Annotated in this window: 26 protein-coding genes; 15 read left to right on the plus strand and 11 right to left on the minus strand. The window is 53.8% G+C overall.

Features of this window, described 5'->3' with window-relative positions:
- The first annotated feature begins 25 nt into the window (after positions 1-25).
- The 4 genes from QE396_RS03165 to ruvB all read left to right on the plus strand — a co-directional run bounded on the left by QE396_RS03165 (position 26) and on the right by ruvB (position 3,033).
- A complete protein-coding gene (locus QE396_RS03165) occupies positions 26-766 on the plus strand; it encodes a YebC/PmpR family DNA-binding transcriptional regulator (RefSeq protein WP_014170643.1) in 741 nt (246 codons plus the stop codon).
- Between the two features lie 34 nt (positions 767-800).
- Positions 801-1,322, plus strand: coding sequence for a crossover junction endodeoxyribonuclease RuvC (ruvC, locus tag QE396_RS03170; RefSeq protein ID WP_020883394.1), 522 nt, complete (start codon positions 801-803; stop codon positions 1,320-1,322).
- Positions 1,323-1,402: 80 nt separating this feature from the next.
- Entirely contained in the window at positions 1,403-2,014 is a 612-nt protein-coding gene (ruvA, locus tag QE396_RS03175) for a Holliday junction branch migration protein RuvA (RefSeq protein WP_020883395.1), read from the plus strand.
- A gap of 8 nt (positions 2,015-2,022) precedes the next feature.
- Positions 2,023-3,033, plus strand: a complete 1,011-nt coding sequence (gene ruvB / locus QE396_RS03180; protein WP_014170640.1) for a Holliday junction branch migration DNA helicase RuvB — start codon at positions 2,023-2,025, stop codon at positions 3,031-3,033.
- 39 nt (positions 3,034-3,072) lie between these two features.
- Here the strand turns inward: ruvB and znuB are convergent, their stop codons facing one another.
- Together znuB and znuC are read right to left on the minus strand one after the other, a co-directional pair.
- Positions 3,073-3,858 (minus strand): zinc ABC transporter permease subunit ZnuB, encoded by a 786-nt coding sequence (gene znuB, locus QE396_RS03185; RefSeq protein ID WP_014170639.1) that lies wholly within the window; start codon positions 3,856-3,858, stop codon positions 3,073-3,075.
- Positions 3,855-4,610 (minus strand): zinc ABC transporter ATP-binding protein ZnuC, encoded by a 756-nt coding sequence (znuC, locus tag QE396_RS03190; protein WP_020883396.1) that lies wholly within the window; start codon positions 4,608-4,610, stop codon positions 3,855-3,857. The genes znuB and znuC overlap by 4 nt, the downstream gene beginning before the upstream one ends.
- Positions 4,611-4,687: 77 nt before the next feature.
- Between znuC and znuA the strand changes: the two genes are divergently transcribed.
- The 3 genes from znuA to lpxM all read left to right on the plus strand — a co-directional run bounded on the left by znuA (position 4,688) and on the right by lpxM (position 8,058).
- Entirely contained in the window at positions 4,688-5,632 is a 945-nt protein-coding gene (znuA, locus tag QE396_RS03195) for a zinc ABC transporter substrate-binding protein ZnuA (RefSeq protein WP_025203849.1), read from the plus strand.
- 15 nt (positions 5,633-5,647) lie between these two features.
- Positions 5,648-6,967, plus strand: coding sequence for a murein DD-endopeptidase MepM (gene mepM, locus QE396_RS03200; RefSeq protein ID WP_014170636.1), 1,320 nt, complete (start codon positions 5,648-5,650; stop codon positions 6,965-6,967).
- 119 nt (positions 6,968-7,086) lie between these two features.
- Complete coding sequence (gene lpxM, locus QE396_RS03205) at positions 7,087-8,058, plus strand: lauroyl-Kdo(2)-lipid IV(A) myristoyltransferase (RefSeq protein WP_020883398.1); 972 nt, start codon at positions 7,087-7,089, stop codon at positions 8,056-8,058.
- Positions 8,059-8,110: 52 nt separating this feature from the next.
- On the opposite strand, the gene pyk is transcribed toward lpxM, so the two are convergent.
- Positions 8,111-9,553, minus strand: a complete 1,443-nt coding sequence (gene pyk, locus QE396_RS03210; protein WP_020883399.1) for a pyruvate kinase — start codon at positions 9,551-9,553, stop codon at positions 8,111-8,113.
- 124 nt (positions 9,554-9,677) lie between these two features.
- Positions 9,678-10,547, minus strand: a complete 870-nt coding sequence (locus QE396_RS03215; protein ID WP_025203851.1) for a MurR/RpiR family transcriptional regulator — start codon at positions 10,545-10,547, stop codon at positions 9,678-9,680.
- 357 nt (positions 10,548-10,904) lie between these two features.
- Between QE396_RS03215 and zwf the strand changes: the two genes are divergently transcribed.
- The 3 genes from zwf to kdgA all read left to right on the plus strand — a co-directional run bounded on the left by zwf (position 10,905) and on the right by kdgA (position 15,107).
- On the plus strand, positions 10,905-12,380 hold the full coding sequence (gene zwf, locus QE396_RS03220) for a glucose-6-phosphate dehydrogenase (RefSeq protein ID WP_020883401.1): 1,476 nt from the start codon (positions 10,905-10,907) through the stop codon (positions 12,378-12,380).
- Positions 12,381-12,614: 234 nt separating this feature from the next.
- Complete coding sequence (edd, locus tag QE396_RS03225) at positions 12,615-14,426, plus strand: phosphogluconate dehydratase (protein ID WP_014170631.1); 1,812 nt, start codon at positions 12,615-12,617, stop codon at positions 14,424-14,426.
- A gap of 39 nt (positions 14,427-14,465) precedes the next feature.
- Positions 14,466-15,107 (plus strand): bifunctional 4-hydroxy-2-oxoglutarate aldolase/2-dehydro-3-deoxy-phosphogluconate aldolase, encoded by a 642-nt coding sequence (kdgA, locus tag QE396_RS03230; RefSeq protein ID WP_020883402.1) that lies wholly within the window; start codon positions 14,466-14,468, stop codon positions 15,105-15,107.
- A 41-nt stretch (positions 15,108-15,148) separates the two neighbouring features.
- Here the strand turns inward: kdgA and purT are convergent, their stop codons facing one another.
- Positions 15,149-16,327 carry a formate-dependent phosphoribosylglycinamide formyltransferase gene (gene purT, locus QE396_RS03235; RefSeq protein WP_309949899.1) on the minus strand — a complete coding sequence of 393 codons (1,179 nt, stop codon included), beginning with the start codon at positions 16,325-16,327 and terminating at the stop codon, positions 15,149-15,151.
- A gap of 170 nt (positions 16,328-16,497) precedes the next feature.
- Between purT and QE396_RS03240 the strand changes: the two genes are divergently transcribed.
- Positions 16,498-17,148: a tellurite resistance TerB family protein gene (locus tag QE396_RS03240; RefSeq protein WP_020883404.1), complete on the plus strand. Its 651-nt coding sequence runs from the start codon at positions 16,498-16,500 to the stop codon at positions 17,146-17,148.
- Between the two features lie 85 nt (positions 17,149-17,233).
- Positions 17,234-19,294 (plus strand): oligopeptidase B, encoded by a 2,061-nt coding sequence (ptrB, locus tag QE396_RS03245; RefSeq protein WP_020883405.1) that lies wholly within the window; start codon positions 17,234-17,236, stop codon positions 19,292-19,294.
- On the opposite strand, the gene exoX is transcribed toward ptrB, so the two are convergent.
- From exoX to QE396_RS03260, 3 genes are all read right to left on the minus strand, one after another.
- Positions 19,291-19,953, minus strand: coding sequence for an exodeoxyribonuclease X (gene exoX / locus QE396_RS03250; RefSeq protein ID WP_014170626.1), 663 nt, complete (start codon positions 19,951-19,953; stop codon positions 19,291-19,293). The two genes, ptrB and exoX, sit on opposite strands and share 4 nt — an antisense overlap.
- Before the next feature lie 24 nt (positions 19,954-19,977).
- Positions 19,978-20,628, minus strand: coding sequence for a carbon-nitrogen hydrolase family protein (locus tag QE396_RS03255; RefSeq protein ID WP_020883406.1), 651 nt, complete (start codon positions 20,626-20,628; stop codon positions 19,978-19,980).
- Between the two features lie 108 nt (positions 20,629-20,736).
- Entirely contained in the window at positions 20,737-20,967 is a 231-nt protein-coding gene (locus tag QE396_RS03260) for a DNA polymerase III subunit theta (RefSeq protein ID WP_013096102.1), read from the minus strand.
- A gap of 137 nt (positions 20,968-21,104) precedes the next feature.
- Here QE396_RS03260 and yobA point away from each other — a divergent pair, with 137 nt between their 5' ends.
- Genes yobA through QE396_RS03275 form a run of 3 tightly spaced genes read left to right on the plus strand, consistent with a single transcriptional unit; the run spans position 21,105 to position 22,702 of the window.
- Positions 21,105-21,476, plus strand: coding sequence for a CopC domain-containing protein YobA (gene yobA, locus QE396_RS03265; protein ID WP_020883407.1), 372 nt, complete (start codon positions 21,105-21,107; stop codon positions 21,474-21,476).
- Position 21,477: 1 nt separating this feature from the next.
- Positions 21,478-22,347 (plus strand): copper homeostasis membrane protein CopD, encoded by an 870-nt coding sequence (gene copD, locus QE396_RS03270; protein WP_047366330.1) that lies wholly within the window; start codon positions 21,478-21,480, stop codon positions 22,345-22,347.
- Positions 22,348-22,363: 16 nt separating this feature from the next.
- The gene (locus QE396_RS03275) at positions 22,364-22,702 is read left to right on the plus strand and encodes a YebY family protein (RefSeq protein WP_014170622.1); all 339 of its coding nucleotides are present in this window, start codon (positions 22,364-22,366) and stop codon (positions 22,700-22,702) included.
- A 689-nt stretch (positions 22,703-23,391) separates the two neighbouring features.
- Here the strand turns inward: QE396_RS03275 and QE396_RS03280 are convergent.
- The 3 genes from QE396_RS03280 to QE396_RS03290 all read right to left on the minus strand — a co-directional run bounded on the left by QE396_RS03280 (position 23,392) and on the right by QE396_RS03290 (position 26,019).
- Positions 23,392-24,258, minus strand: a complete 867-nt coding sequence (locus QE396_RS03280) for a glycosyl transferase family 17 (protein ID WP_020883409.1) — start codon at positions 24,256-24,258, stop codon at positions 23,392-23,394.
- 65 nt (positions 24,259-24,323) lie between these two features.
- Entirely contained in the window at positions 24,324-24,527 is a 204-nt protein-coding gene (locus QE396_RS03285) for a hypothetical protein (RefSeq protein ID WP_230075023.1), read from the minus strand.
- A 550-nt stretch (positions 24,528-25,077) separates the two neighbouring features.
- Positions 25,078-26,019, minus strand: coding sequence for a VirK/YbjX family protein (locus QE396_RS03290; protein ID WP_020883410.1), 942 nt, complete (start codon positions 26,017-26,019; stop codon positions 25,078-25,080).
- Between the last annotated feature and the right edge of the window lie 85 nt (positions 26,020-26,104).

Here is a 26,104-nt window from a genome sequence, read left to right on the forward strand (position 1 = left end):
AGGCGCGCTCTTTGAGGAAATTTTTATGGCAGGTCATAGTAAGTGGGCCAACACCAAACACCGCAAAGCGGCACAGGATGCCAAGCGCGGTAAGATCTTCACCAAAATTATTCGTGAGCTGGTTACAGCGGCACGTCTGGGCGGCGGCGATGCGGCGTCTAACCCGCGTCTGCGCGCGGCAGTGGATAAAGCCCTGTCCAACAACATGACGCGTGACACCCTGAACCGTGCTATCGCACGTGGCGTAGGCGGTGATGAAGACGCGAACATGGAAACCATCATTTATGAAGGTTACGGTCCTGGCGGTACGGCGGTGATGGTTGAATGTCTGTCCGACAACCGTAACCGTACCGTAGCGGAAGTGCGTCATGCCTTCAGCAAATGCGGTGGTAACCTGGGCACTGACGGCTCCGTGGCCTATCTGTTCAGCAAAAAAGGCGTCATCTCCTTCGAGAAAGGCGACGAAGACGTAATCATGGAAGCGGCGCTGGAAGCCGGTGCAGAAGACGTTGTGACCTATGATGATGGCGCAATCGACGTCTACACCGCGTGGGAAGAGATGGGCGCAGTACGTGATGCGCTGGAAGCGGCGGGTCTGAAAGCCGACAACGCTGAAGTCTCCATGATCCCGTCAACCAAAGCGGACATGGATGCGGAAACGGCACCTAAACTGCTGCGTCTGATCGACATGCTCGAAGACTGCGACGACGTGCAGGAAGTGTATCATAACGGTGAAATCTCTGATGAGGTTGCAGCGACTCTCTGATGAGAGCGTATAAACCGTTTACGGGAGACGCGTGATGTCGATTATCCTCGGGATTGACCCCGGCTCGCGCGTCACCGGTTATGGCGTCATCCGGCAGGTAGGGCGCCAGTTAACCTACCTTGGCAGCGGCTGTATTCGGACCAAAGTGGACGATCTGCCGTCGCGCCTGAAGCTAATCTATGCTGGCGTGTCGGAGATCATCACCCAGTTTCAGCCCGACTTTTTTGCCATCGAGCAGGTCTTTATGGCGAAAAACGCCGATTCAGCGTTAAAACTGGGTCAAGCACGGGGCGTCGCCATTGTTGCGGCGGTGAATCAGGATCTTCCGGTGTTCGAATACGCAGCCAGACAGGTCAAACAGACCGTCGTGGGGATTGGTAGCGCGGAGAAAAGTCAGGTGCAGCATATGGTGCGCACGCTTCTGAAGCTTCCCGCGAACCCGCAGGCAGACGCCGCCGATGCGCTGGCGATAGCCATTACCCACTGTCATATAAGCCAGAACGCGATTCAGATGAGCGAATCGCGGCTTAATCTGGCGCGAGGCAGGTTACGATAATGACAAATCAGGCTGGATGTTTATCCAGCCTTTTTTTATTATGTCGGCAGTTAATTTCTTCCAGAACGCAGGAGCGTCACGTGATAGGCAGACTCAGAGGCATCATCATTGAAAAACAACCCCCGTTAGTGCTGCTGGAAGTCGGTGGCGTGGGCTATGAAGTCCATATGCCGATGACCTGCTTCTATGAGTTGCCGGACGCGGGCAAAGAGGCGATTGTCTTTACCCAGTTTGTGGTGCGTGAAGATGCCCAGTTGCTGTATGGCTTCAACAACAAACAGGAACGGATGCTGTTTCGCGAGCTGATCAAAACCAACGGCGTCGGGCCGAAGCTGGCGCTGGCTATTTTGTCCGGCATGTCCGCTCCGCAGTTCGTCAATGCCGTTGAGCGCGAAGATCCTGCTGCGTTGATTAAACTCCCGGGTATCGGCAAGAAAACCGCGGAGCGTCTGATTGTCGAGATGAAAGACCGCTTTAAAGGTCTGCATGGCGATCTGTTTACGCCAGCCGCTGATCTGGTGCTTACCTCGCCGGGCGCACAAGCCTCTGACGATGCTGAACAGGAAGCGGTTGCTGCGCTGGTGGCGCTGGGATATAAACCTCAGGAGGCCAGCCGGATGGTGAGCAAAATTGCCAAACCGGATGCCAGCAGTGAAACCCTGATTCGTGAAGCGCTACGCGCGGCATTGTGAGGTAAAGGATGATTGAAGCAGATCGCCTGGTATCGGCAGGCACCCTTCAGGCAGAAGACGTGGTGGATCGCGCCATCCGCCCGAAACTGCTTGATGAGTATATTGGCCAGCCGCAGGTTCGTTCTCAGATGGAGATCTTCATCCAGGCGGCAAAACTGCGCGGCGATGCACTCGATCACCTGCTGATTTTTGGCCCCCCCGGTCTGGGGAAAACCACGCTGGCGAACATTGTCGCCAATGAAATGGGCGTTAACCTGCGCACAACCTCTGGCCCGGTGCTGGAAAAAGCGGGCGATCTGGCGGCAATGTTGACCAACCTTGAACCGCATGACGTGCTGTTTATCGATGAGATCCACCGTCTGTCGCCGGTCGTGGAAGAGGTGCTCTATCCGGCGATGGAAGATTACCAGCTGGACATCATGATCGGTGAAGGTCCGGCAGCACGTTCCATCAAAATCGATCTGCCTCCGTTTACCCTGATTGGCGCGACGACGCGTGCCGGGTCATTGACCTCTCCGCTTCGCGATCGTTTTGGTATCGTTCAGCGTCTGGAGTTCTATCAGGTTGCGGATCTTCAGCATATCGTTGGCCGCAGTGCCCGCTATATGGGGCTGGAGATGAGCGAGGAAGGGGCGTTTGAGGTAGCGAAGCGCTCCCGGGGGACGCCGCGTATTGCGAACCGCCTGTTGCGTCGCGTACGTGACTTTTCCGAAGTAAAACACGATGGCACGATTTCGGCTGAGATTGCAGCGCAGGCGCTGGATATGCTGAATGTGGATGCCGAAGGCTTTGACTACATGGACCGTAAGCTGTTGCTGGCGGTACTGGATAAGTTCTTTGGCGGTCCGGTCGGACTGGATAACCTGGCGGCAGCGATTGGTGAAGAGCGCGAGACAATTGAAGATGTGCTTGAGCCGTATCTGATCCAGCAGGGTTTCTTGCAACGTACCCCGCGCGGTCGTATGGCAACGGTGCGGGCGTGGAACCATTTTGGTATTACCCCGCCAGCGATGCCGTAGCAGAGGTTCCCTCTCCCGGGGGGGAGAGGGGAGAGTCGATCAGCTTGCAGGCTTCTTCATCATACTGAAGATAAACAGCAGCGCCGCACACAGCACCACAGACGGGCCGGCAGGGGTATCGTAGAACGCCGAGAAGGTTAACCCTCCCGTTACCGCAATCATCCCGATGATAACCGCCACACCGGCCATTTGCTCCGGCGTACGGGCAAAACGACGCGCAGTGGCCGCGGGGATAATCAGCAGGGAAGTGATGATCAGCGCGCCCACGAATTTCATCGCCACACCAATGGTTAACGCCGTCACCAGCATCAGCAACAGCTTCACGCGCTGCAACTTCACGCCGTCGACAAACGCCAGATCCGGGCTGACGGTCATCGCCAGCAAATTACGCCACTGCCAGAGCAGAATACCCAGCACGACCACCACACCAGCGGCGATGGAGATCAGATCTTCAGGCGTCACGGCCAGCAGGTCACCGAACAGGTAGGCCATCAGATCAACACGAATGTTCGACATCAGGCTCACGACCACCAGACCCAGCGACAGGGCGCTGTGGGCCATAATACCAAGCAGCGTATCGATGGCGAGGTGAGGGCGCTTTTCCAGCCATACCAGCCCTGCGGCCAGCAGCAGCGTGACCACAATCACCGCGTAGAAGGGATTCACGTCCAGTAACAGGCCAAAGGCAACGCCCAGCAGAGACGCGTGTGCCAGCGTATCGCCAAAATAGGACATTCTGCGCCACACCACAAACGAGCCCAGCGGGCCCGCGGCGCAGGCAAGCATAATCCCGGCCAGCCAGCCGGGCAGTAACAGTTCAATCATGAGTGTCCATTTCCCCGGCGCAGGACAATTCGTCCCTGTAAATCATGGCGGTGATTGTGATGATGGCGATAAATTCCCAGCTGCTCAGCGCCGCGAGGGCCGAACATGGAGATGAATTCAGGGTGCATTGACACCACTTCCGGCGTGCCGGAACAGCAGATGTGATGGTTAAGGCACAGCACTTCGTCGGTCTTGGCCATCACCAGATGGAGATCGTGGGAAACCATCAGCACCGCACAGTTGAGTTCGCGGCGTAGCTGGTCGATTAAATCGTAAAGTGCGACCTGACCATTCACGTCCACACCCTGCGTCGGCTCATCCAGCACCAGAAGCTGTGGGCTGCTCAACAGGGCGCGGGCAAGCAATACGCGCTGGGTTTCACCGCCGGACAGTTTCTGCAGCGGGGCATCAATCAGATGGCCTGCCTGCACGCGTTTCAGCGCCGGAAGAATATCGGCCTTATGTGTCCCGGGGCGAAGACGCAGGAAGCGGCTAACCGTCAGCGGCAGTGTGGCGTCGAGGTGGAGTTTTTGCGGTACATAGCCGATGCGTAATTTTTCCTCACGGCGGATAATCCCTTCGTCAGGTGTTACCAGACCCAGCACCACGCGCACCAGGGTGGATTTCCCTGCGCCATTGGGGCCGAGCAGCGTCAGAATTTTGCCGGGTTTCAGATCCAGCGACACGTCAGAGAGGACGCGGCGTTGGCCAAATGAGACCGAAATATTGTCGAGAGAAACCAAAGTTGTCATGTCAATTTAAGCTTGCAGAAGTCAACGAATGTTATAATATCACATCCCACGCATTCATTACGATGATTAGTCGCATTATGTTACATAAAAATACGCTTCTTTTCGCAGCATTATCCGCTGCCCTTTGGGGTTCAACAGCACAAGATGTTAACGCTGCTGTTGTCGCTTCGCTTAAACCGCTCGGTTTCATTGCTTCCGCGATTGCAGATGGGGTTACTGACACCCAGGTTCTGCTCCCTGATGGGGCTTCCGAGCATGATTATTCCCTGCGTCCATCTGATGTAAAACGCTTACAAAACGCGGACTTAGTTGTCTGGATTGGTCCAGAGATGGAAGCGTTTATGCAGAAGTCGGCAAAACAGGTGCCGGGCGAAAAACAGGTCGCCATTGCCGAACTCCCGGGCGTGAAACCGTTGCTCATGAAAGGGGCTGACGACGACGGTGATGAACATGATGCCGGACACGCCGACGGCGAAAAAGGTGATGGGGATCACCATCACGGCGAGTACAACATGCACCTTTGGCTATCCCCAGAGATAGCGCGGCTTTCGGCGGTTGCAATCCATGACAAATTAGTGGAACTTATGCCGCAAAGTCGAGCCAAACTAGACGCCAACCTGAAGGATTTTGAGGCACAATTAGCCGCAACTGATAAGCAGGTGGGTAATGAGCTCGCACCGTTGAAAGGAAAAGGGTATTTCGTTTTTCATGACGCCTATGGCTATTACGAGAAACACTACGGCCTGACCCCGCTGGGGCACTTTACCGTCAACCCTGAAATTCAACCTGGTGCGCAGCGTTTACATGAAATCAGAACACAGTTGGTTGAGCAGAAAGCGACATGCGTTTTTGCTGAGCCACAGTTCAGGCCAGCGGTCGTAGAAGCCGTGGCCAGGGGAACATCCGTGCGCATGGGAACCCTTGACCCGCTAGGAACGAATATCCAGTTGAGCAAAGCGAGCTATTCGCAGTTTCTCAGCCAACTGGCGAACCAGTATGCGAGCTGCCTGAAAGGAGATTAACGAGGAAGTGAATACGTGCAACAGATAGCCCGCTCTGTCGCCCTGGCATTTAACAATCTGCCTCGACCCCATCGCGTTATGCTGGGGTCTCTTACAGTTCTCACGTTAGCGGTCGCCGTATGGCGGCCCTATGTTTACCATCCGAGTTCTGCCCCAATCATCAAAACCATCGAGCTTGAGAAGAGCGAGATCCGCTCTCTCCTCCCTGAGGCCAGTGAACCTATCGACCAGGCGGCTCAGGAAGATGAAGCCATCCCGCAGGATGAGCTGGACGATAAAACCGAGAATGAAGCGGGGATCCACGAATATGTCGTTTCGACGGGCGATACGTTAAGCAGCGTTCTGAACCAGTACGGTATTGACATGGGAAACATCAGCCAGCTGGCGGCGGCGGATAAAGATCTTCGTAACCTGAAAATTGGTCAACAGCTCTCCTGGACGTTAACCGCTGATGGCGATCTGCAACGCCTGACCTGGGAAATGTCCCGTCGCGAAACGCGCACCTACGATCGCACTGCAAACGGTTTCAAAATGACCAGTGAAATGCAGAAAGGCGACTGGGTAAACAGCGTGATGAAAGGGACCGTAGGCGCAAGCTTCGTCTCCAGCGCGCGCGATGCGGGGCTGACCAGCGCCGAGATCAGCTCGGTAATCAAAGCTATGCAGTGGCAAATGGACTTCCGCAAACTGAAGAAAGGCGATGAATTCTCCGTCCTCATGTCCCGTGAAATGCTTGACGGCAAGCGTGAGCAGAGCCAGCTGGTGGGCGTGCGTCTGCGCTCTGATGGCAAAGATTACTACGCCATTCGTGCCGAAGACGGTAAGTTCTACGACCGCAGCGGTACCGGGCTTGCGAAGGGGTTCCTGCGCTTCCCGACGGCTAAACAATTCCGTGTCTCATCCAACTTTAACCCGCGCCGTCTGAACCCGGTCACCGGGCGTGTTGCGCCGCACCGTGGCGTTGACTTTGCCATGCCGCAGGGGACCCCTGTGCTGGCTGTGGGTGATGGCGAAGTGGTGATTGCAAAACGCAGCGGTGCAGCCGGGTATTATGTCGCGGTGCGTCATGGTCGTACCTACACCACCCGCTATATGCACCTGCGTAAGCTGCTGGTTAAGCCGGGCCAGAAAGTGAAACGTGGCGACCGTATCGCGCTCTCCGGGAATACCGGGCGCTCTACCGGGCCGCATTTGCACTATGAGGTGTGGATTAACCAACAGGCAGTGAACCCGCTTACGGCGAAACTGCCGCGTACCGAAGGCCTGACAGGTAAAGATCGTTCCGATTACCTGGCGCAGGTGAAAGAGGTGATTCCACAGCTGCGCTTTGATTAAGCCCTCTGTTTTGTGAAAAAGCCGGCCTCAGTATGTGCCGGCTTTTTGTTTTGTGCGCGAGCGGCTGCCTCGCTACACTATCTGAATGAAATTTTGCGTCACCAGACCCTGGAACCAGCATGGAAACCCAAAAAAACAATATTGAGTACATTCCTGAGTTTGAAGAATCTTTTCGCCACCCGCGCAACTGGAGTGCCTGGCTTGGCGTTTACGCATTTGCGGGGATTGCGATGTTACCTGCCTCGGTTCGCGATCCGGTACTGGGAAAAATAGGCCGCCTGGCGGGCCGGTTTGGTAAAAGTGCCCGTCGCCGTGCGCAGATTAACCTCCTGTACTGTTTCCCGGAGAAGAGTGACGCCGAGCGCGAAGCGCTGATTGACGACATGTATACGACCGCGCCTCAGGCCATGGCAATGATGGCCGAACTGGCGCTCAAAGGGCCGGAGAAAGTTCAGACGCGTGTTGACTGGAAAGGGCTGGAAATTATCGAAGAGATGCGCCGCAACAACGAGAAGGTGATCTTCCTCGTTCCTCACGGCTGGGGCGTAGATATTCCTGCGATGCTGATGGCGTCACAGGGGCAGAAAATGGCGGCAATGTTCCATAACCAGGGCAATAAGATCTTTGATTACGTCTGGAACACCGTGCGTCGCCGTTTTGGTGGCCGTCTGCATGCGCGTAATGATGGCATTAAACCGTTTATACAGTCCGTGCGTCAGGGCTACTGGGGTTACTATCTGCCGGATCAGGACCACGGCCCCGAGCACAGTGAGTTTGTGGATTTCTTCGCGACGTATAAAGCCACGTTGCCGGCGATTGGCCGCCTGATGAAAGTCTGCCGTGCGCGCGTGATTCCGCTGTTTCCGGTATACGACGGGAAAACCCATCGCCTGAGCATTGAAGTGCGTCCACCGATGGATGATTTACTGACGGCGGACGATCACACCATTGCGCGTCGAATGAACGAAGAGGTCGAAATTCTGGTGGGACCGCATGCTGAGCAATACACGTGGATACTGAAGTTGCTCAAAACGCGTAAGCCCGGTGAAACAGAGCCGTATAAACGCAAAGAGCTTTTCCCGAAGAAATAAGCAGAAAAAAAAGCCCGCTCCGAAAAGAGCGGGCTTTTTAACAGGGGCGTACTTACTCGACGGTCAATACGCGAGTGGTATTGGTCGAGCCGATGGTGCTCATCACGTCACCCTGAGTCACAATCACGATATCACCGGAGACCAGATAGCCTTTGTCGCGCAGCAGGTTCACGGCGTCGTGGGCAGCCGCGACACCGTCGTTGGTGCTGTCGAAGTGAACCGGCGTGACACCGCGATACAGCGCCGTCAGGTTCAGCGTACGCTCGTGGCGAGACATGGCGAAGATGGGCAGACCGGAGCTGATACGGGAGGTCATCAGCGCGGTACGGCCAGATTCGGTCATGGTGATAATCGCCGTTACGCCTTTCAGGTGGTTAGCGGCGTACATGGCAGACATCGCAATCGCTTCTTCCACGTTGTCGAACTGCACGTCCAGACGGTGTTTAGAGACGTTGATGCTTGGGATCTTTTCAGCACCCAGGCAAACGCGTGCCATCGCGGCTACGGTTTCAGCAGGGTACTGGCCGGCTGCGGTTTCTGCAGAAAGCATTACGGCATCGGTACCGTCCAGCACGGCGTTAGCCACGTCCATCACCTCTGCACGGGTCGGCATTGGGTTGGTGATCATGGATTCCATCATCTGGGTTGCGGTGATCACGGCGCGGTTAAGCTGACGTGCACGGCGGATCAGGGCTTTCTGGATCCCCACCAGTTCAGGGTCGCCAATTTCCACGCCCAGATCGCCACGGGCAACCATCACCACGTCAGACGCCAGAATCACGTCATCCATCGCGTCCTGATCGCAAACGGCTTCCGCACGTTCCACTTTAGCAACGATTTTGGCATCACAGCCCGCATCACGTGCCAGACGGCGCGCGTAGTTCAGGTCTTCGCCACAGCGTGGGAAGGAGACGGCCAGGTAGTCAACGCCAATCAGCGCAGCGGTCACGATATCCGCTTTGTCTTTATCGGTCAGCGCTTCGGCTGAGAGGCCACCGCCAAGTTTGTTAATGCCTTTGTTGTTTGAGAGCGGGCCGCCGACGGTGACTTCGGTGAATACCTTCATCCCCTGAACTTCCAGCACTTTCAGCTGAACGCGACCGTCGTCGAGCAGCAGGATATCGCCAGGCACGACGTCAGCCGGCAGACCTTTATAGTCGATCCCAACTTTTTCTTTATCGCCTTCGCCTTTACCCAGGTTGGCATCAAGCAGGAATTTATCACCGATATTGAGGAAGACTTTACCTTCTTTGAAGGTTGAAACACGAATTTTTGGACCCTGCAGGTCCCCGAGGATAGCAACATGACGGCCAAGTTTGGCCGCAATTTCACGCACTTTGTCGGCACGTAATTTATGGTCTTCTGGCGTACCGTGAGAGAAGTTCATACGCACCACGTTGGCACCCGCGGCGATAATTTTCTCGAGATTGTTATCGCGGTCAGTGGCCGGGCCTAAGGTGGTTACGATCTTGGTTCTGCGAAGCCTTCTGGACATGTAATACTCCGTTGACTGAAACAACTTTGGTGTTGCGTGAACATTAAATCGGCCTTCATCTGCTGCAAGGCAACAGAGAGAGGACCGAATGCCGTAAATCGTTACATCGTAGTTATTAAACTATTTAGGGAACATCGCTTTTCATAAGCAATTCTTTATCAAAACGCGATTCCTTAAGCGCTTCCTTGACACGCTTCAAGTTATCTCTGAATTTTGCGCCACGACGCAGGGTGAAACCGGTTGCCAGCACGTCAATCACCGTGAGCTGCGCCAGACGGGAGACCATCGGCATATACATGTCGGTGTCTTCCGGGACGTCAAGGGTGATGGCGAGCGTTGCTTCTCTTGCCAGCGGCGTGCCCGCCGTCGTGAGGGCAATAACCATGGCATCGTTTTCACGCGCCAGTTGCGCCAGCTCCACCTGGCTTTTGGTGCGCCCGGTGTGCGAAATGAGTACCACGACATCATCTTCACTGCAATTCATACAGCTCATGCGTTGCAGGACAATGTCATCGGAATAAATGACCGGGACGTTAAAGCGGAAGAACTTATTCATGGCGTCATGCGCCACGGCCGCCGACGAGCCGAGGCCAAAGAACGCAATGCGCTTGGCCTGGGTCAGTAAATCCACCGCGCGGTTCACGGAATTCATATCCAGGGACTGGCGAACGTGGTCCAGCGTAGCCATGGCCGACTCAAATATTTTCGCCGTATAGGCATCAACACTGTCGTCTTCATCCACATTGCGATTAACATAAGGCGTGCCGTTTGCCAGACTTTGTGCAAGATGCAGTTTAAAATCAGGAAAGCCGCGCGTTTCAAGGCTACGGCAGAAGCGGTTAACCGTCGGTTCGCTGACGCCTGCCTCCTGCGCCAGAGCGGCGATGCTTGAATGAATCGCCTGAGCAGGAGCGGCAAGAATGACTTCGGCCACTTTTCGCTCGGATTTGCTAAGGTGTTCCAGTTGGAACTGGATTTTTTCCAGCATGTTCATTGTTAACAGGGCGCTCATGGGTGGAAACGATTTCATTAATACATGAAATCATGATTCGATTTAGCCGATATTACCCCTGTGGCTTCCATAAAGGGTAACAGTCGACAAGATAATGTTGTTGTTTTTTTTCATTACTTGATCGGTGTCGGGTTTTGTTATGACCCTGTAGTTCAAAGAATCAACGCTTTTTGCGTGATTCCGCCACCACACGCGTCTGACGGCGAAAAAATCGCGGTATCGCACGCGAGGTTAAGCGCTAATGGTTTCGGGAATGACGTAAAAGCAGTACAGTGCAACGTAATAAAATTACAACGATACCTGGCAGAAGTACCAGGTGATCCAACTGAGGAGAATGACATGGCGGTAACGCAAACAGCCCAGGCATGTGACCTGGTCATTTTCGGCGCGAAAGGCGATCTTGCACGCCGGAAATTGCTGCCTTCCCTGTATCAACTGGAGAAAGCGGGCCAAATTCATCCGGATACGCGTATCCTGGGCGTTGGGCGCGCCGACTGGGACAAGGAAGCTTATACCAAGGTCGTACGCGAGGCGCTCGAAACTTTCATGAAGGAAAAGATTGATGAAAGTTTGTGGGATACCCTGAGCGGACGTCTTGATTTCTGTAACCTGGACGTGAACGACGTCAGCGCGTTTAACCGTTTAGGCGCGATGCTGGATCAGAAAAACCGTGTCACCATTAACTACTTCGCCATGCCACCAAGCACTTTCGGTGCAATCTGCAAAGGTCTGGGCGAAGCGAAGCTGAACGCTAAACCGGCACGCGTGGTGATGGAGAAACCGCTGGGGACCTCTCTTTCAACCTCACGCGAAATTAACGACCAGGTCGGCGAGTACTTCGAAGAGTGCCAGGTCTACCGCATCGACCACTATCTTGGTAAAGAGACGGTACTGAACCTGCTGGCGCTGCGTTTTGCCAACTCCCTGTTTGTGAATAACTGGGACAACCGTACCATCGACCATGTGGAAATCACCGTGGCCGAAGAGGTAGGTATCGAAGGCCGCTGGGGTTACTTTGACCAGGCCGGTCAGATGCGCGACATGATCCAGAACCACCTGCTGCAAATCCTTTGCATGATTGCCATGTCTCCTCCGTCTGACCTGACGGCGGACAGCATTCGTGACGCTAAAGTGAAAGTGCTGAAGTCACTGCGTCGCATCGATCGCTCAAACGTGCGTGAGAAAACGGTACGCGGCCAGTACACCGCAGGCTTTGCTCAGGGTAAAAAAGTGCCGGGCTACCTGGAAGAAGAGGGCGCCAACAAGGCGAGCAATACCGAGACGTTTGTGGCGATCCGCGTGGATATCGATGACTGGCGCTGGGCGGGTGTTCCGTTCTACCTGCGTACCGGTAAACGTCTGCCGACCAAATGCTCTGAAGTGGTCGTTTACTTCAAAAACCCTGAACTCAACCTGTTCAAAGAGTCCTGGCAGGAGCTGCCACAGAACAAACTGACCATTCGTCTGCAGCCAGACGAAGGGGTGGACATCCAGATCCTGAACAAAGTGCCGGGCCTGGATCATAAACATAACCTGCAGACCACCAAGCTGGACCTGAGCTACTCCGAAACGTTCAATCAGACGCACCTTGCCGATGCTTACGAGCGTCTGCTGCTGGAAACTATGCGCGGTATCCAGGCGCTGTTCGTGCGTCGTGATGAAGTGGAAGAGGCGTGGAAATGGGTCGACTCCATCACTGAAGCCTGGGCTGCGGATCAGGATGCGCCGAAACCGTATCAGGCGGGCACCTGGGGGCCTGTCGCGTCCGTCGCGATGATCACCCGTGATGGCCGCTCCTGGAATGAGTTTGAGTAAAATAATCAGCTGCCTCTTAGGTGTTATTTTACCGGTAACATGATCTAACACAGCTCGTGGCACAATTTATAAACTTTTAAGCTCCGCGTGGATTCACCCGCGGAGCTTTTTTTATTACACTGCCGGAAGTGATTTTGCCCCTGAGCTCCGGACAGCAAGCGTTTCAGCGTTGTTAATAATCGCCAGCGACTTTGTAAACTCCCGAGCCCGGACAGATAAATTAGAGGAGCTTTTATGAATCCGACATTGTTACGCGTAACACAACGCATTATTGAGCGCTCGAAAGAGACCCGTTCTGCCTACCTCGCCCGGATTGAACAGGCCAAAAGTAATACCGTTCATCGCTCACAACTCGCCTGCGGTAACCTGGCGCACGGTTTCGCCGCCTGCCAGCCCGACGATAAAGCCTCGCTGAAAAGCATGCTGCGTAACAATATCGCCATCATTACCTCCTACAACGACATGCTTTCTGCGCATCAGCCGTACGAAGTGTATCCGGAGATCATCCGTAAAGCGCTGCACAGCGTCAATGCGGTAGGCCAGGTTGCGGGCGGCGTGCCGGCCATGTGCGACGGCGTGACGCAGGGTCAGGATGGGATGGAGCTCTCTCTGCTGAGCCGCGAAGTGATTGCGATGTCGGCCGCAGTGGGCCTGTCTCACAATATGTTTGATGGCGCGCTGTACCTCGGCGTGTGCGATAAAATCGTCCCGGGGCTGGCCATGGCAGCGCTGTCGTTTGGTCATCTGCCTGCGATCTTCGTGCCATCAGGTCCGATGGCAAGCGGTCTGCCAAACAAAGAAAAAGTGCGTATCCGTCAGCTGTATGCGGAAGGTAAAGCAGACCGTCAGGCACTGCTGGAAGCGGAAGCCGCCTCCTACCATGCGCCGGGCACCTGTACTTTCTACGGTACGGCCAACACCAACCAGATGGTGGTGGAATTTATGGGGATGCAGCTTCCTGGGTCCTCTTTCATTCAGCCGGATGCGCCACTGCGTAAGGCCCTGACTGAAGCAGCTGCCCGCCAGGTAACGCGTCTGACCGGTAACGGCAACGCATGGATGCCGCTGGGTAAAATGGTCGACGAGAAAGTGATCGTCAACGGTATCGTTGCGCTGCTGGCAACCGGCGGTTCAACCAACCACACCATGCATCTGGTGGCGATGGCACGCGCGGCGGGCATCCTGATTAACTGGGATGATTTCTCTGATATCTCGTCTGTGGTGCCACTGATGGCGCGCCTGTACCCGAATGGCCCGGCTGACATCAACCACTTCCAGGCTGCCGGTGGCGTGCCGGTGCTGATGCGCGAGCTGCTGAAAGGCGGTCTGCTGCATGAAGATGTGAACACCGTGGCGGGCTTTGGTCTGCAGCGTTATACCCATGAGCCGTGGCTCAATAACGGTGAGCTTGACTGGCGTGAAGGCGCCACCGCCTCGCTTGACGCACAGGTTATCGCCACCTTTGAACAACCGTTCTCTCGTCACGGCGGCACCAAAGTGCTCAGCGGTAACCTGGGGCGTGCGGTGATGAAAACCTCCGCCGTACCGGAAGAGAACCAGATTATCGAAGCGCCGGCCGTGGTGTTTGAAAGCCAGCATGACGTTTTGCCTGCGTTTGATGCCGGTCTGCTCGACAAAGATTGCGTCGTTGTGGTACGCCATCAGGGGCCAAAAGCGAACGGGATGCCAGAATTACATAAACTTATGCCGCCACTTGGTGTATTATTGGACCGCCGTTTCAAAATTGCGTTAGTGACCGATGGACGCCTCTCTGGCGCATCAGGTAAAGTGCCTTCTGCCATCCACGTGACCCCGGAAGCTTACGACGGCGGTTTGCTGGCGAAAGTTCGTGATGGAGACATGATCCGCGTCAACGGTCAGACAGGTGAGTTAACCCTGCTGGTGGATGACGCTGAACTGGCGGCACGTAAGCCACATATTCCTGACCTTAGCGCATCGCGCGTGGGAACCGGACGCGAAATGTTTGGCGCGCTGCGTGAGAAACTCTCCGGTGCGGAGCAGGGCGCAACCTGTATTACGTTTTAAGACGACTTGATTTTATCGATCTGGCGAGAGAAAACTCTGATGAAAAACTGGAAAACAAGTGCAGAAGCAATCCTGACCACTGGCCCTGTCGTGCCGGTAATCGTGGTGAATAAGCTGGAACATGCTGTCCCGATGGCGAAAGCCCTGGTCGCGGGTGGTGTTCGTGTTCTGGAAGTCACCCTGCGTACCGCCTGCGCGATGGACGCTATTCGCGCTATCGCCAAAGAAGTGCCGGACGCGATCATCGGTGCGGGTACCGTACTGAATGCACAGCAGCTGGCTGACGTGACCGAAGCGGGCGCGCAGTTCGCTATCAGCCCTGGCCTGACCGAGCCGCTGCTGAAAGCTGCAACCGAAGGCACGATCCCTCTGATCCCGGGTATCAGCACCGTATCTGAGCTGATGATGGGTATGGATTACGGCCTGAAAGAGTTCAAATTCTTCCCGGCTGAAGCTAACGGCGGCACCAAAGCGCTGCAGGCTATTGCGGGTCCATTCTCTCAGGTTCGCTTCTGCCCGACGGGCGGTATCTCTCCGGCAAACTACCGTGACTACCTGGCGCTGAAAAGTGTCCTGTGCATCGGCGGCTCATGGCTGGTTCCTGCGGATGCACTGGAAGCAGGCGACTGGGATCGCATCACTAAACTGGCTCGCGAAGCGGTTGAAGGCGCGAAGCAGTAAGCGAAGACAGTATGAAAAACGGGCCTGCTGGCCCGTTTTTTTTATCCTGCAACCTTCACATTCGCGGCGGCTGTTTTGGCTCTTGCTACAGCCTCATCCACGTTTTCACCGGTCGCTAGCGCCACGCCAAGGCGGCGCGTGCCGTCAATCTCCGGTTTCCCGAACAGACGAACCTGCAAGCCTGCACCCATAGCCCCTTCGACGTTATCAAAGGTGACGTTCTGGCTGGTTAATTGCGGCAGGATCACCGCCGAAGCCGCCGGGCCGTACTGACGAATGCCGCCAACGGGCAGGCCGAGGAAGGCGCGCACATGCAGGGCGAATTCAGAAAGGTCCTGTGAAATCAGCGTGACCATCCCGGTATCGTGCGGGCGAGGGGAGACTTCACTGAAAATTACCTCATCGCCGCAGAGAAACAGCTCCACGCCAAACAATCCGTAACCGCCCAGCGCCAGAACCACTTTACGGGCAATTTCCTGCGCACGTGCCAGCGCCAGGTCGCTCATCTGCTGCGGCTGCCAGGACTCACGATAGTCGCCATCTTCCTGACGGTGGCCAATCGGATCGCAGAAATGGACGCCATCAACGGCGCTGACCGTCAGCAGCGTGATTTCGAAATCAAACTTTACGACACCTTCGATAATCACGCGACCGGCACCGGCACGTCCTCCCTGCTGGGCATACTCCCACGCCTTATCCAGAGTGCTGCTGTCGCGGATAAAGCTCTGTCCTTTACCGGAGGAACTCATGACGGGCTTAATGATGCACGGGTAGCCAATTTCGTCGACAGCCTGCAGGAAAGCGGCTTTATCGCCGGCAAAACGGTAGCCGGAGGTAGGTAAGGCCAGCTCTTCAGCTGCCAGACGACGAATGCCTTCGCGGTTCATGGTCAGTTTGGCCGCTTTTGCGCAGGGCACCACGTGCTGGCCTTCCTGCTCAAGGGCGATCAGCGTATCGGTGGCAATGGCTTCAATTTCGGGTACCACGAAATCCGGTTTCTCCTGCGTAATCAGCGTACGCAGGGCATCGCCATCCAGCATATTGATCACATAAGAACGGTGGGCGACATGCATGGCAGGTGCGTCAGCGTAACGATCCACTGCAATGACTTCCACGCCCAAACGCTGGCACTCAATGGCGACCTCTTTACCCAGTTCGCCCGATCCTAACAGCATCACACGGGTCGCCGCAGGTCGCAGCGCGGTTCCTAAACGAGTCATAACAATCCCCCTGAAAAAGTTGCGCGCATTATAAACGTAAACGTTTGCGTCTGTCTTGTTCAGGGCCCGAGAGCGGTTAAGAAATTTGCGCTTCTTTAGCCGTGGCAGACATTTCCTGACGCCTGCTCGCTTACGCTGGGAGACATATTTACCGTTAAGTGAGGGAAACCATGTCAGGCTGGCTAAATCAATTGCAATCCATGTTGGGACAGAAAACGTCGTCATCCGGCGAGCAGGGGCTGAGCAAACTCCTGGTACCGGGGGCGCTTGGCGGGCTGGCTGGACTGCTGGTTGCCAATAAATCCTCGCGTAAGTTACTGGCAAAGTATGGTACCGGCGCGCTGCTGGCGGGCGGCGGCGCTATTGCGGGTACCGTACTGTGGAACAAATACAAGGACAGAGTGCGGACCGCGCACAGCGACGAACCCCACTTTGGTGAGCAGACCTCGCCGCTGGATCTGCGTACCGAACGGCTCATCCTGGCGCTGGTGTTCGCGGCGAAAAGCGACGGGCACATTGATGACCAGGAACGATCGGCGATTGAGCAGCAACTGCGCGAGGCCGGTGTCGAAGAAAGGGGCAGAGCGCTGGTGGCGCAGGCCATCGAACAGCCACTCGAACCGCAGCGTCTGGCGCAAAGCGTGAAAAATGAGGAAGAGGCGCTTGAGCTCTATTTTCTGAGCTGTGCCGCCATCGATATCGATCACTTTATGGAGCGCAGCTATCTCAATGCGCTGGGTGATGCCCTGAAGATCCCACAAGATGTTCGGGACGGGATCGAGAAGGATATTCAGGAGCAAAAACGGGCGTTACAGGGCTAACTGCCACCGTCGCAGCCATGTTTCGCTTGCATCATGCGTGGGTTTTGCCAACCTTATAGGGTGTAAAACTCAAAAGAATGATGACATGCCACCGAAAGCCCGACGTACTCCTTATGCGATCACCACGCATGGCGATACGCGTATAGATAACTATTACTGGCTGCGGGACGACTCCCGTTCCCGGCCAGAAGTGCTCGACTACCTGCACGAGGAAAACGACTATGGCCGCAAGGTCATGTCCAGCCAGCAGGCGTTGCAGGACCAGCTGTTAAATGAAATGGTGCAGCGTATCCCCCAGCGCGATATTTCCGCGCCATGGACCAAAAATGGCTATCGATATCGCCATATCTACGAACCTGGCAACGAGTATCCCATCTACCAGCGACAGTCGGTGTTATGCGCCGAATGGGATGAGTGGGATATCTTGCTGGATGCCAACCAGCGCGCCGCCCATAGCGAGTTTTATACCCTCGGCGGCATGTCCATCTCTCCCGATAACACCATTATGGCGCTGGCGGAGGATTACCTCTCCCGTCGTCAGTACGGTTTGCGTTTTCGCAACCTGGAAACCGGTAACTGGTATCCGGAAATGCTGGATAACGTTTCGCCGGACTTTGTCTGGGCGAATGATTCCGAAACGGTCTACTACGTCACAAAGCATGCCTCCACGTTGTTACCTTACCAGGTGTGGCGCCACACCGTTGGGACGGATTCTGCTGACGACGAACTGGTTTACGAAGAGAAAGACGAAACGTTTTATGTCAGCCTGCACAAAACCTCGTCCCGCCACTATGTGATTATCTTCCTGGCCAGCGCCACAACCTCTGAAGTTCTGCTGCTGGACGCCGAGCTACCTGATGCGCAGCCGCTGTGCTTCCTGCCGCGACGTAAAGATCATGAATACAGCCTCGATCACTTCCAGCACAGCTTTTACCTGCGCTCTAATCGGGAGGGTAAAAACTTTGGCCTCTACAAAACCAAAGTACGCGATGAACGTAAGTGGGAAGTGTTAATCTCCGCCCGGGAGCAGGTAATGCTCGAAGGGTTTACGCTGTTCACCGACTGGCTGGTGGTTGAGGAGCGCCAGCGGGGGCTGACCAGCCTTCGGCAAATTAACCGCAAAACGCGGGAAGTGATCGGGATTGCGTTTGACGACCCGGCCTATGTCACGTGGATAGGGTTTAATCCTGAGCCGGAATCGTCGCGTCTGCGCTACGGCTACTCGTCTATGACCACGCCCGATACGCTCTTTGAGCTGGATATGGACACCGGGCAACGTCAGGTGCTTAAACAGTCCGAAGTGAAAGGGTTTGATTCCGACAACTACCGAAGCGAACACCTGTGGGTTACCGCCCGCGATGGCGTCGAGGTGCCGGTCTCGCTTGTTTATCATCGGGCGCATTTCCAGAAAGGTAAGAATCCGATTCTGGTTTACGGCTACGGCTCCTACGGCTCAAGCATGGACGCTGATTTCAGCAGCAGCCGGTTAAGTCTGCTGGATCGCGGTTTTGTGTTCGCCATTGCGCATGTTCGCGGCGGCGGGGAGCTGGGTCAGCACTGGTATGAAGACGGGAAATTCCTGAAAAAGAAAAATACCTTCAATGATTATCTCGACGTCTGCGATGCGTTGATTGAGCAGGGCTATGGCGATCCTGGGCTTTGCTTTGGTATGGGCGGCAGCGCGGGAGGATTATTGATGGGGGCCGTCATCAATCAGCGTCCCGAACGCTTTAAAGGGATTATTGCGCAGGTGCCGTTTGTCGATGTGGTAACGACCATGCTGGATGAATCCATCCCGCTGACGACCGGAGAGTTTGAAGAGTGGGGCAACCCGCAGGATGAGATCTACTATCGCTACATGAAAGAGTACAGCCCGTACGACAATGTAGAAGCGAAAGCGTATCCGCACATGCTGGTGACCACCGGATTGCACGATTCACAGGTGCAATACTGGGAGCCTGCAAAATGGGTAGCGAAACTGCGGGAACTGAAAACCGACGACAATCTGCTGCTGCTGTGCACGGATATGGACTCCGGTCACGGCGGGAAATCGGGACGATTTAAATCTTACGAAGGCGTGGCACTGGAGTATGCGTTTTTGATTGGCCTGGCGCAGGAGACGCTGCCAGGCCGTGCGGAGCGTTAAGCTTCGCCAAGATAGTGCTTAAGCGTTAAACGCAGTTCCGGGCTCATCTTATCGAGGTTGTTATAGAGCCAGCGCAGATAGCCCGGATCTTTATCCGCAATATCGGAAACCGCCCGACCGCGGTATTTGCCAAAGGTGAAGGTAGTCAGCAACGCCGGACGCCCGGTAATGGTCGCCATATCATCAGGGGTCCAGCCGGAGTTATTCATAATATCAATGAGTAACGCGGCGGTGATGTAGCAGTCATACAGGGCGCGGTGATGGTGCAGACCCTCCGGCGTTCTGACACTCAGCTTACGGGATTTGTACAACGCCATATTGCTGTACTTAATCCCGGGCCAGAGACGACGCGCCAGTTTCATCGTGCAAATCCATTCTCCGGGCATGTCGGGGAGCACCCGGCGGTCAAAACTGGCGTTGTGCGCGACGTACCACGGGCTACCGTAATAGTGGGGTATCACCTCTTCTATCCACGGTTTGTCCGCCACCATCGATTCTGTAATGCGATGAATAGCCATTGCCTGCGGGCTGATCGGGCGGTCGGGACGTACCAGATGGCTCATTGGGTTGACTATTTTTCCATCAATCACGTCGACAGAAGCCACTTCCACTATTCCGCCCTGAAGATCGCAGGTTTCGGTATCGATGACGCGCAGCATTGAACTCTCCTGAGCCTAAAACGCCTAGCCTAAAGGAATGATATCGCCTTGCCAACCCTGTCTGCCAAGAGATCCGGTCAATAGCAGTTCACCTTTGTCCGCGCGGACGATCAGCTGACCTTTTTCATCCCATAACGCGCTGCCGCCGCGCGCGTTCGCCATTAACACCGCAATGGCATATTTGTGTGCGAATCGCTGCAGGGTACTGATGGACTGCCGCCAGCGGCTATCTCCCACTGACTGGCAGCTGGTAAACAGCGTCGCCTGCGGGTCGAGATTTGGCGAATCAGCATGTGCATCGATGATCGTCAGCTGTTTATCTCCCGGGATCAGGCTTGCACCGCGACCCTGAGGGTAGCGCAGGATGCTATGGCGAGAGGGGGTAAACAGGGCAAGGCCTTTCTGACGATGGCCATTCACGTCGAGCGGAAGCCCGGCAATAATAGTAATCCGGTATAATTTCGCGGCGTTTAGCAACGGGGCCAGCTGTTTATCATCGGGAGGGGCGGGGAGCGTCGTTGTCCCTGGGCCAGTTAATGAGAGCTCCGGGAATACCAGCAAATCGCACTGCTGGCGTGCCGCTTCGGCAATGAAACGGAGATGGTGCGCGACATGTTCATCTACACTGTGGTGCAGCCCGGCATACTGGGCCGCAGCAATATTCCATTGTGACATCGTGACTTCCTTTACACAGAGTCGCAGTGATTTAAGAATACACCTAATTTAATCAGGGTTTCTTATCCTGCCATATTCCGCGTAAGGAAGTGTAACGACTCGTTAAGCTTATTTAACTTTAGGTTCGTACGGTAAACGAGAAAGGTTAACTGAGGCGAGACGATGCGCAATTAAGCGTTCGCGAAACCAGTCGCGCAGATGAGCAGGTTGCTCACGTTCAACCACTTCAGCCACGATGGGCATGTTGTAACGCTCTTTAAATGCGACGCCAGCGGCAGCGAGATCGACATTCACTTTATCCATCTCGTCCTGAGGAAGGGCGGCCAGATTGATCTTCATTACCTTCTCCTTTTTAGACGGCGGCAACGTTACCGCGATTGCTCGACGATGACAAGCATAGGTGGGATGATCCTCGACTCGCTTATTATACAGAGTTATTCTTTGCCATACAGGCATAACAAAAAGGAATGATTGCGATGGGTTTATCCTCTTCCCGCGCGGCAGGCGCACTGGTCTTTTTGGCCTCTTGCGTGATGTCACCCTCCGTGCTGGCGCACGCTCACCTTAAACAACAGACTCCGGCAGCAGATAGCCTCGTGACGGCACCGCGGACGCTGACACTGACGTTTTCAGAAGGTATTGAGCCCGGTTTTAGCGGTGTGGTGGTGACGGATGCACAAAAGCAGACCATCAGGACCGGTGCCGTTAAACGCGACGAGAAAGACAAGACGCAGCTGAATGTGCCGCTGGATCGCGAGTTGACGCCCGGAACCTACCAGGTTGACTGGCATGTGGTGTCGGTAGACGGCCACAAGACAAAAGGCAGTTATCACTTTAGCGTGAAATAGCATGCTGGCGATGTGCTACGTAGGGCTGCGCTTTCTCCATTTCGGCGCGTTAATGCTTATTTTTGGCAATGCGCTTTATAGCGTCTGGTTTGCTCCTTCCTCTCTGCAACGGCTCATGTCCCGGCGTTTTCAGTCGCAGCAGAGAATGGCGGCGTTAATCAGCCTGGTGACAGCGCTCCTGATGTTTACGCTTCAGGGCGGGTTAATGGGGAATGGCTGGGGCGATGTCGTCAACCCCGACATCTGGCGTAGCGTGCTGGGGACGCAGTTTGGAAGCGTCTGGCTGTGGCAAATTATTCTCGCGGTCCTTACTGCCGGTACAGCATGGCTGGCACCGCATAAAGGCTCACGGCTGTTACTGCTCGCCATGGGACAGTTCATCCTGCTGGCGGGAGTAGGGCATGCGACAATGAACGAAGGCGCGGTGGGCGCATTACAGCGTCTTAATCACGCTCTTCATGTGTTATGTGCTTCAACCTGGCTTGGCGGATTACTGCCGCTGCTGTTTTGCATGCGTCTGGCGAAAGGGCAGTGGCAGCCTGCCGCAATCTACACCATGATGCGCTTCTCACGCGTGGGGCATTACGCCGTAGCAGGCGTGGTGCTTACCGGCGTTTTCAATGCGCTGTTTATTCTGGGTATCGATATTCCCTGGCAGGCCCGTTATGTGCAATTTTTGTTGTTCAAATGTGCGCTGGTGGCTTTGATGGTGGTAATTGCGCTGGCAAATCGGTATTTTCTGGTGCCACGGTTTCGTGCGCAAAGCGGGCGAGAACAACAAATATTTATCAGAATGACACAAGCAGAAGTGGTGCTGGGTGCGCTGGTGCTGGCTACAGTCAGTCTGTTCGCGACCTGGGAACCCTTCTGACAAGGTTAACTATCCTATGAAAAAGACATTACTTTCTCTCATCTTGCTGGCCTGCACGGGGAGTGCCCTGGCCGCACCACAGGTCATTACCGTCAGCCGTTTTGAAGTGGGTAAGGACAAATGGGCGTTTAATCGTGAAGAGGTGATGCTGACCTGCCGTCCGGGGCACGCCTTGTATGCGATTAACCCAAGCACGCTGGTGCAATACCCTTTAAATGATGTCGCAGAGCAGCAGGTCGCCAGCGGCAAAAGCAGTGGACAGCCAATCAGCGTTATTCAGATTGATGATCCCGCGCATCCAGGGCAGAAGATGAGCCTGGCACCGTTTATCGAGCGTGCAGACACGCTTTGTTAATCTTCGGGTTTCCAATAAAAAACCGCAGATGCTTGCGAAAGCACTGCGGTTTTTCACTTTTAATGATGCTCATACGCTTTTTTTCCGGCCGCTTTAACTGAGGACTGGAAAACCTGGCGTCGTCATCTATTCTTAAAAGGCAAGGCGACTTAGCCTGCATTAATGCCAACTTTTAGCGCACGGCTCTCTCCCAAGAGCCATTTCCCTGGACCGAATACAGGAATCGTATTCGGTCTCTTTTTATCTATTTTAAATTTCAGTCACTTACAGCGATCTGCCACCAAAGTACCCTAAAATTGTCCGAACTTGAATATTCGGTATTTCCCGTTATACCACACCGTTTTTAACATTCACAATTCATTTACACGCAAATTTAGGGATCATCACGCACTCTTTTATCCTGCATCCCATTGTGTCCATGCGACGACAGTCAGTGCTGTTTGCCGCTTGAGTGTATGTCGGGACAGTGGCAATCATGGAAGATCGCTTGCAAATTTGCTTACAGGAACTGGGGTAACGGAGAGGTGTAGCACACATATGCGCGGCCATTAACCGTCAACTGTTGCGGAGCTATATCTTTTATCCGGGAAAGACTACGTTAAGGACAACCGGGAAAGGAGAGGGGGCATGGCATCAATGTTGATATAACCACAACACCCCGTTATGTTTGCTGGAAAGATATGACGTGATTAAAGGATAAAGTCTTTAAACTTATCTTTATTGTCAACGAGATAGGCTGGGAATACGGGTTTTTCTAGCGCCTGCCTGATTAGCTTCCTGTCTCTTCCCCAAATATCTTCTGCATTTTTGAGTACTTTCATAATGTGTTCTGGATTATTGAAATCAGGAGTATTGTATTCCTGATGAGAAATAGTCGCCATCTTCTCAGAAATGCGTTCAGGGGACATTACCCAGGAGAAATGCCAGCCACCATTATCGATAGTTTTATTCTTTAATTTAAAGAAGTTCCATTTAAACCACGACCAATTTTTATTTTTACGGGCATGCTTTATATTTCTGAAAGATTCAGGTTCACCATCAAAATAATTTAATAAATTTTTATATGTTGTTGCTCTCGGTAACGTGCATTTTCGGGGAGTACCATTAGTATTAAATACTTGCATATTAAACTGATAATTATAAAAATTTTGATGGATAGTCGTGCACAGATGGCGTGGGTTAATCCTGTCGATCACTGCGGGATCAAAAATTTCGTCTACATCAGAAACAAGAATGATATCGTCAGGCTGTGCGTTTACAAGCCCTTGCATAATGCTATTGCGGTGGTGCGATTCTACAGCCCAGGGATCAACTTCATTATCAGTGGTATATTTTGCACCCGGAATTTTTGTTGGGTCCGTATCGTTTACAACATAAATGATTTTATCGGCGAAACACGTGAACTTCTCGATGTCGAAATTGAGTTTCTTTGGTTTCCCGGTAAAAGTATATGTTGATTCAACAATAACGAATTTGTCAACGACATCCGAGAGTGTGTGTAGACGGATGTCTAACAACATATCTTCATCATAATATAAAAAACAATCATAAATCATCATCAATTCCTTAATCTTTTGCACCGATATCGCGCATTTTTCCTGTCACTTTATTTAATTCGTTTTCATTTAAAACTAAATGAGCGGCCAAAAAACACCTTGTACATCCCCATTACGCGAGGTAACTCACCGCCGGTGTATTTTCGCCAGCGATTGCTTCCTGCAAGCCCGGCAAACTTTGCCATTTGGGTACCCGTAAGACCGAGCGATGACTTGAGTAGAGCAAGGTCTTCCGGCGTAGGTGAGGCATAGTTTTCAATCAGAGGCATAACACACCAGTAAAAGCCGAACGGACATAGTTGGTTATCTAAATATAAGAAAATTAGGGTGGAGACAGCAATTGCATTCGTAAATCAGTATACAATTATAATCGTATCCCAACGAAATATCAGCAAAGTTTAGACACTTCAGTAATGAATAGCACCAGCATTTCTGTGACGATGATTGTACTACCTTTCGGGAGGTGAGACCCCGTGGCAAGAGGGCACGCTTTCGCACAACGGTAGCCCCTTCAGGATTTTTCATCAACGAACCAAAACAGAAACAAGCTTAATGTTCAGTCCGTTATTGTAAAATACCTTTGCAACAGCGGCAGAGTGGAGAGTAAATCACATTGAAAAGCGGGGCAAATGAACTGGGAGGAAGGTCAATTTTATCCCACAGATCGTCTGTTCTGGCCGGACGTAACCTCAAGGATCACTTTTTACCTATAAAAATACCCTTCGACCGAATCGACATCAATCACCCGGCAAAACAGCATGCCCTTTTTGCCGGTTTTGTTAAATTTTTGTGCAGAGTTGAAGAAAGCTCTCAGCGCGCTTAAAAGCGTGATTTCACCTCAGCCTCAATGCAGTCAAGCAGTTCAAAGCGACGGCGATATTCCGCCCGTTTTTTACTGGCGATATCTTCCAGGGATTTACGCTCCATCTGTAACGGCAGTTGCCAGCAGAAAGAGGATATTTTTTTACCGTCCAGACTTGCCCAGAATTCGTCATAGCTGGCATGGAAATGACGGCCTTTGCTCAGGCGGTAACGCAGTGCGCGGAAAACGTGTCCCTCATCACCAACAGCAAAAATTGCCCGGACGGATGAATGTGCGGCCAGCTGGAAAACCACTTCCATCAGCACGCGTTTTGGAAACAGGCCATGGCAGGCGCGGGTCGCCAGTTTAATGGCGTCATGCGAGACGTTGCGACGTGGCCCCTGAAGCCCACCAATCACCAGCACTCGCTGCCCGTTACTGCGGGCGACGCTAAACGTCAGGCTTGCGAGCACGGTATTCTCGCTGTCGCGCAGCCACAGCGTGCTTTCACCTTCCCGCTCGGCTTTGCCGGCAGAGGAGGCACTCACGGTATAGGTCGCGTCGTTTTTTGCCTGAAATTGCACTATCGTCTGCTCTTGCGGGCTGGTCAGCGCGTTGGCGAGGGTGATATTTTTCAGGCTATCGACCCAGTGATAATGGCTGATGATAGCGTCAGCCCGATCGCCGGCCGTCAGGCCACGCATCAGATACTGCCTATGGGTTTTACTCGGTAAGGTAATTTGAGAGGCCAGCAGACGGTCAAAATCATCACGTCCTGAGAGCGTTTCCAGCACGCGATGGGTGGAAGACCAGAACAGGAGCGAGCGCAGCAGGAACTTCAGACGATACTCGCGCTTCTGCCAGATTGGACCCGGAACGCGTTTTCCTTTCACCAGCTCGGAAATGATATTTGTGCGATGCGGATAGAACACATCGTTGTGCAGGTGCATATTAGACACGTTAAGACCTCTCGTTTAATTCATGCCTTATTCTAAAGAGTCAGCAAAAAGGGATTAATAGCGCGCGGATCTTTATTTCCATTTG

The organism is Enterobacter sp. SORGH_AS_0287, from assembly GCF_031453695.1.
Taxonomy (GTDB): domain Bacteria; phylum Pseudomonadota; class Gammaproteobacteria; order Enterobacterales; family Enterobacteriaceae; genus Enterobacter; species Enterobacter ludwigii.

Coding starts and splice junctions, on each gene's coding strand:
- znuA (WP_025203849.1), top strand. CDS start 4,688: ATGTTACATAAAAATACGCTTCTTTTCGCAGCATTATCCGCTGCCCTT.
- QE396_RS03215 (WP_025203851.1), bottom strand. CDS start 10,547: ATGAACATGCTGGAAAAAATCCAGTTCCAACTGGAACACCTTAGCAAA.
- copD (WP_047366330.1), top strand. CDS start 21,478: ATGCTGGCGATGTGCTACGTAGGGCTGCGCTTTCTCCATTTCGGCGCG.
- pyk (WP_020883399.1), bottom strand. CDS start 9,553: ATGTCCAGAAGGCTTCGCAGAACCAAGATCGTAACCACCTTAGGCCCG.
- QE396_RS03275 (WP_014170622.1), top strand. CDS start 22,364: ATGAAAAAGACATTACTTTCTCTCATCTTGCTGGCCTGCACGGGGAGT.
- QE396_RS03285 (WP_230075023.1), bottom strand. CDS start 24,527: ATGCCTCTGATTGAAAACTATGCCTCACCTACGCCGGAAGACCTTGCT.
- QE396_RS03255 (WP_020883406.1), bottom strand. CDS start 20,628: ATGTCACAATGGAATATTGCTGCGGCCCAGTATGCCGGGCTGCACCAC.
- QE396_RS03240 (WP_020883404.1), top strand. CDS start 16,498: ATGTCAGGCTGGCTAAATCAATTGCAATCCATGTTGGGACAGAAAACG.
- QE396_RS03280 (WP_020883409.1), bottom strand. CDS start 24,258: ATGATTTATGATTGTTTTTTATATTATGATGAAGATATGTTGTTAGAC.
- ruvB (WP_014170640.1), top strand. CDS start 2,023: ATGATTGAAGCAGATCGCCTGGTATCGGCAGGCACCCTTCAGGCAGAA.
- QE396_RS03260 (WP_013096102.1), bottom strand. CDS start 20,967: ATGAAGATCAATCTGGCCGCCCTTCCTCAGGACGAGATGGATAAAGTG.
- yobA (WP_020883407.1), top strand. CDS start 21,105: ATGGGTTTATCCTCTTCCCGCGCGGCAGGCGCACTGGTCTTTTTGGCC.
- znuC (WP_020883396.1), bottom strand. CDS start 4,610: ATGACAACTTTGGTTTCTCTCGACAATATTTCGGTCTCATTTGGCCAA.
- purT (WP_309949899.1), bottom strand. CDS start 16,327: ATGACTCGTTTAGGAACCGCGCTGCGACCTGCGGCGACCCGTGTGATG.
- znuB (WP_014170639.1), bottom strand. CDS start 3,858: ATGATTGAACTGTTACTGCCCGGCTGGCTGGCCGGGATTATGCTTGCC.
- zwf (WP_020883401.1), top strand. CDS start 10,905: ATGGCGGTAACGCAAACAGCCCAGGCATGTGACCTGGTCATTTTCGGC.
- exoX (WP_014170626.1), bottom strand. CDS start 19,953: ATGCTGCGCGTCATCGATACCGAAACCTGCGATCTTCAGGGCGGAATA.
- lpxM (WP_020883398.1), top strand. CDS start 7,087: ATGGAAACCCAAAAAAACAATATTGAGTACATTCCTGAGTTTGAAGAA.
- ptrB (WP_020883405.1), top strand. CDS start 17,234: ATGCCACCGAAAGCCCGACGTACTCCTTATGCGATCACCACGCATGGC.
- ruvC (WP_020883394.1), top strand. CDS start 801: ATGTCGATTATCCTCGGGATTGACCCCGGCTCGCGCGTCACCGGTTAT.
- QE396_RS03165 (WP_014170643.1), top strand. CDS start 26: ATGGCAGGTCATAGTAAGTGGGCCAACACCAAACACCGCAAAGCGGCA.
- edd (WP_014170631.1), top strand. CDS start 12,615: ATGAATCCGACATTGTTACGCGTAACACAACGCATTATTGAGCGCTCG.
- kdgA (WP_020883402.1), top strand. CDS start 14,466: ATGAAAAACTGGAAAACAAGTGCAGAAGCAATCCTGACCACTGGCCCT.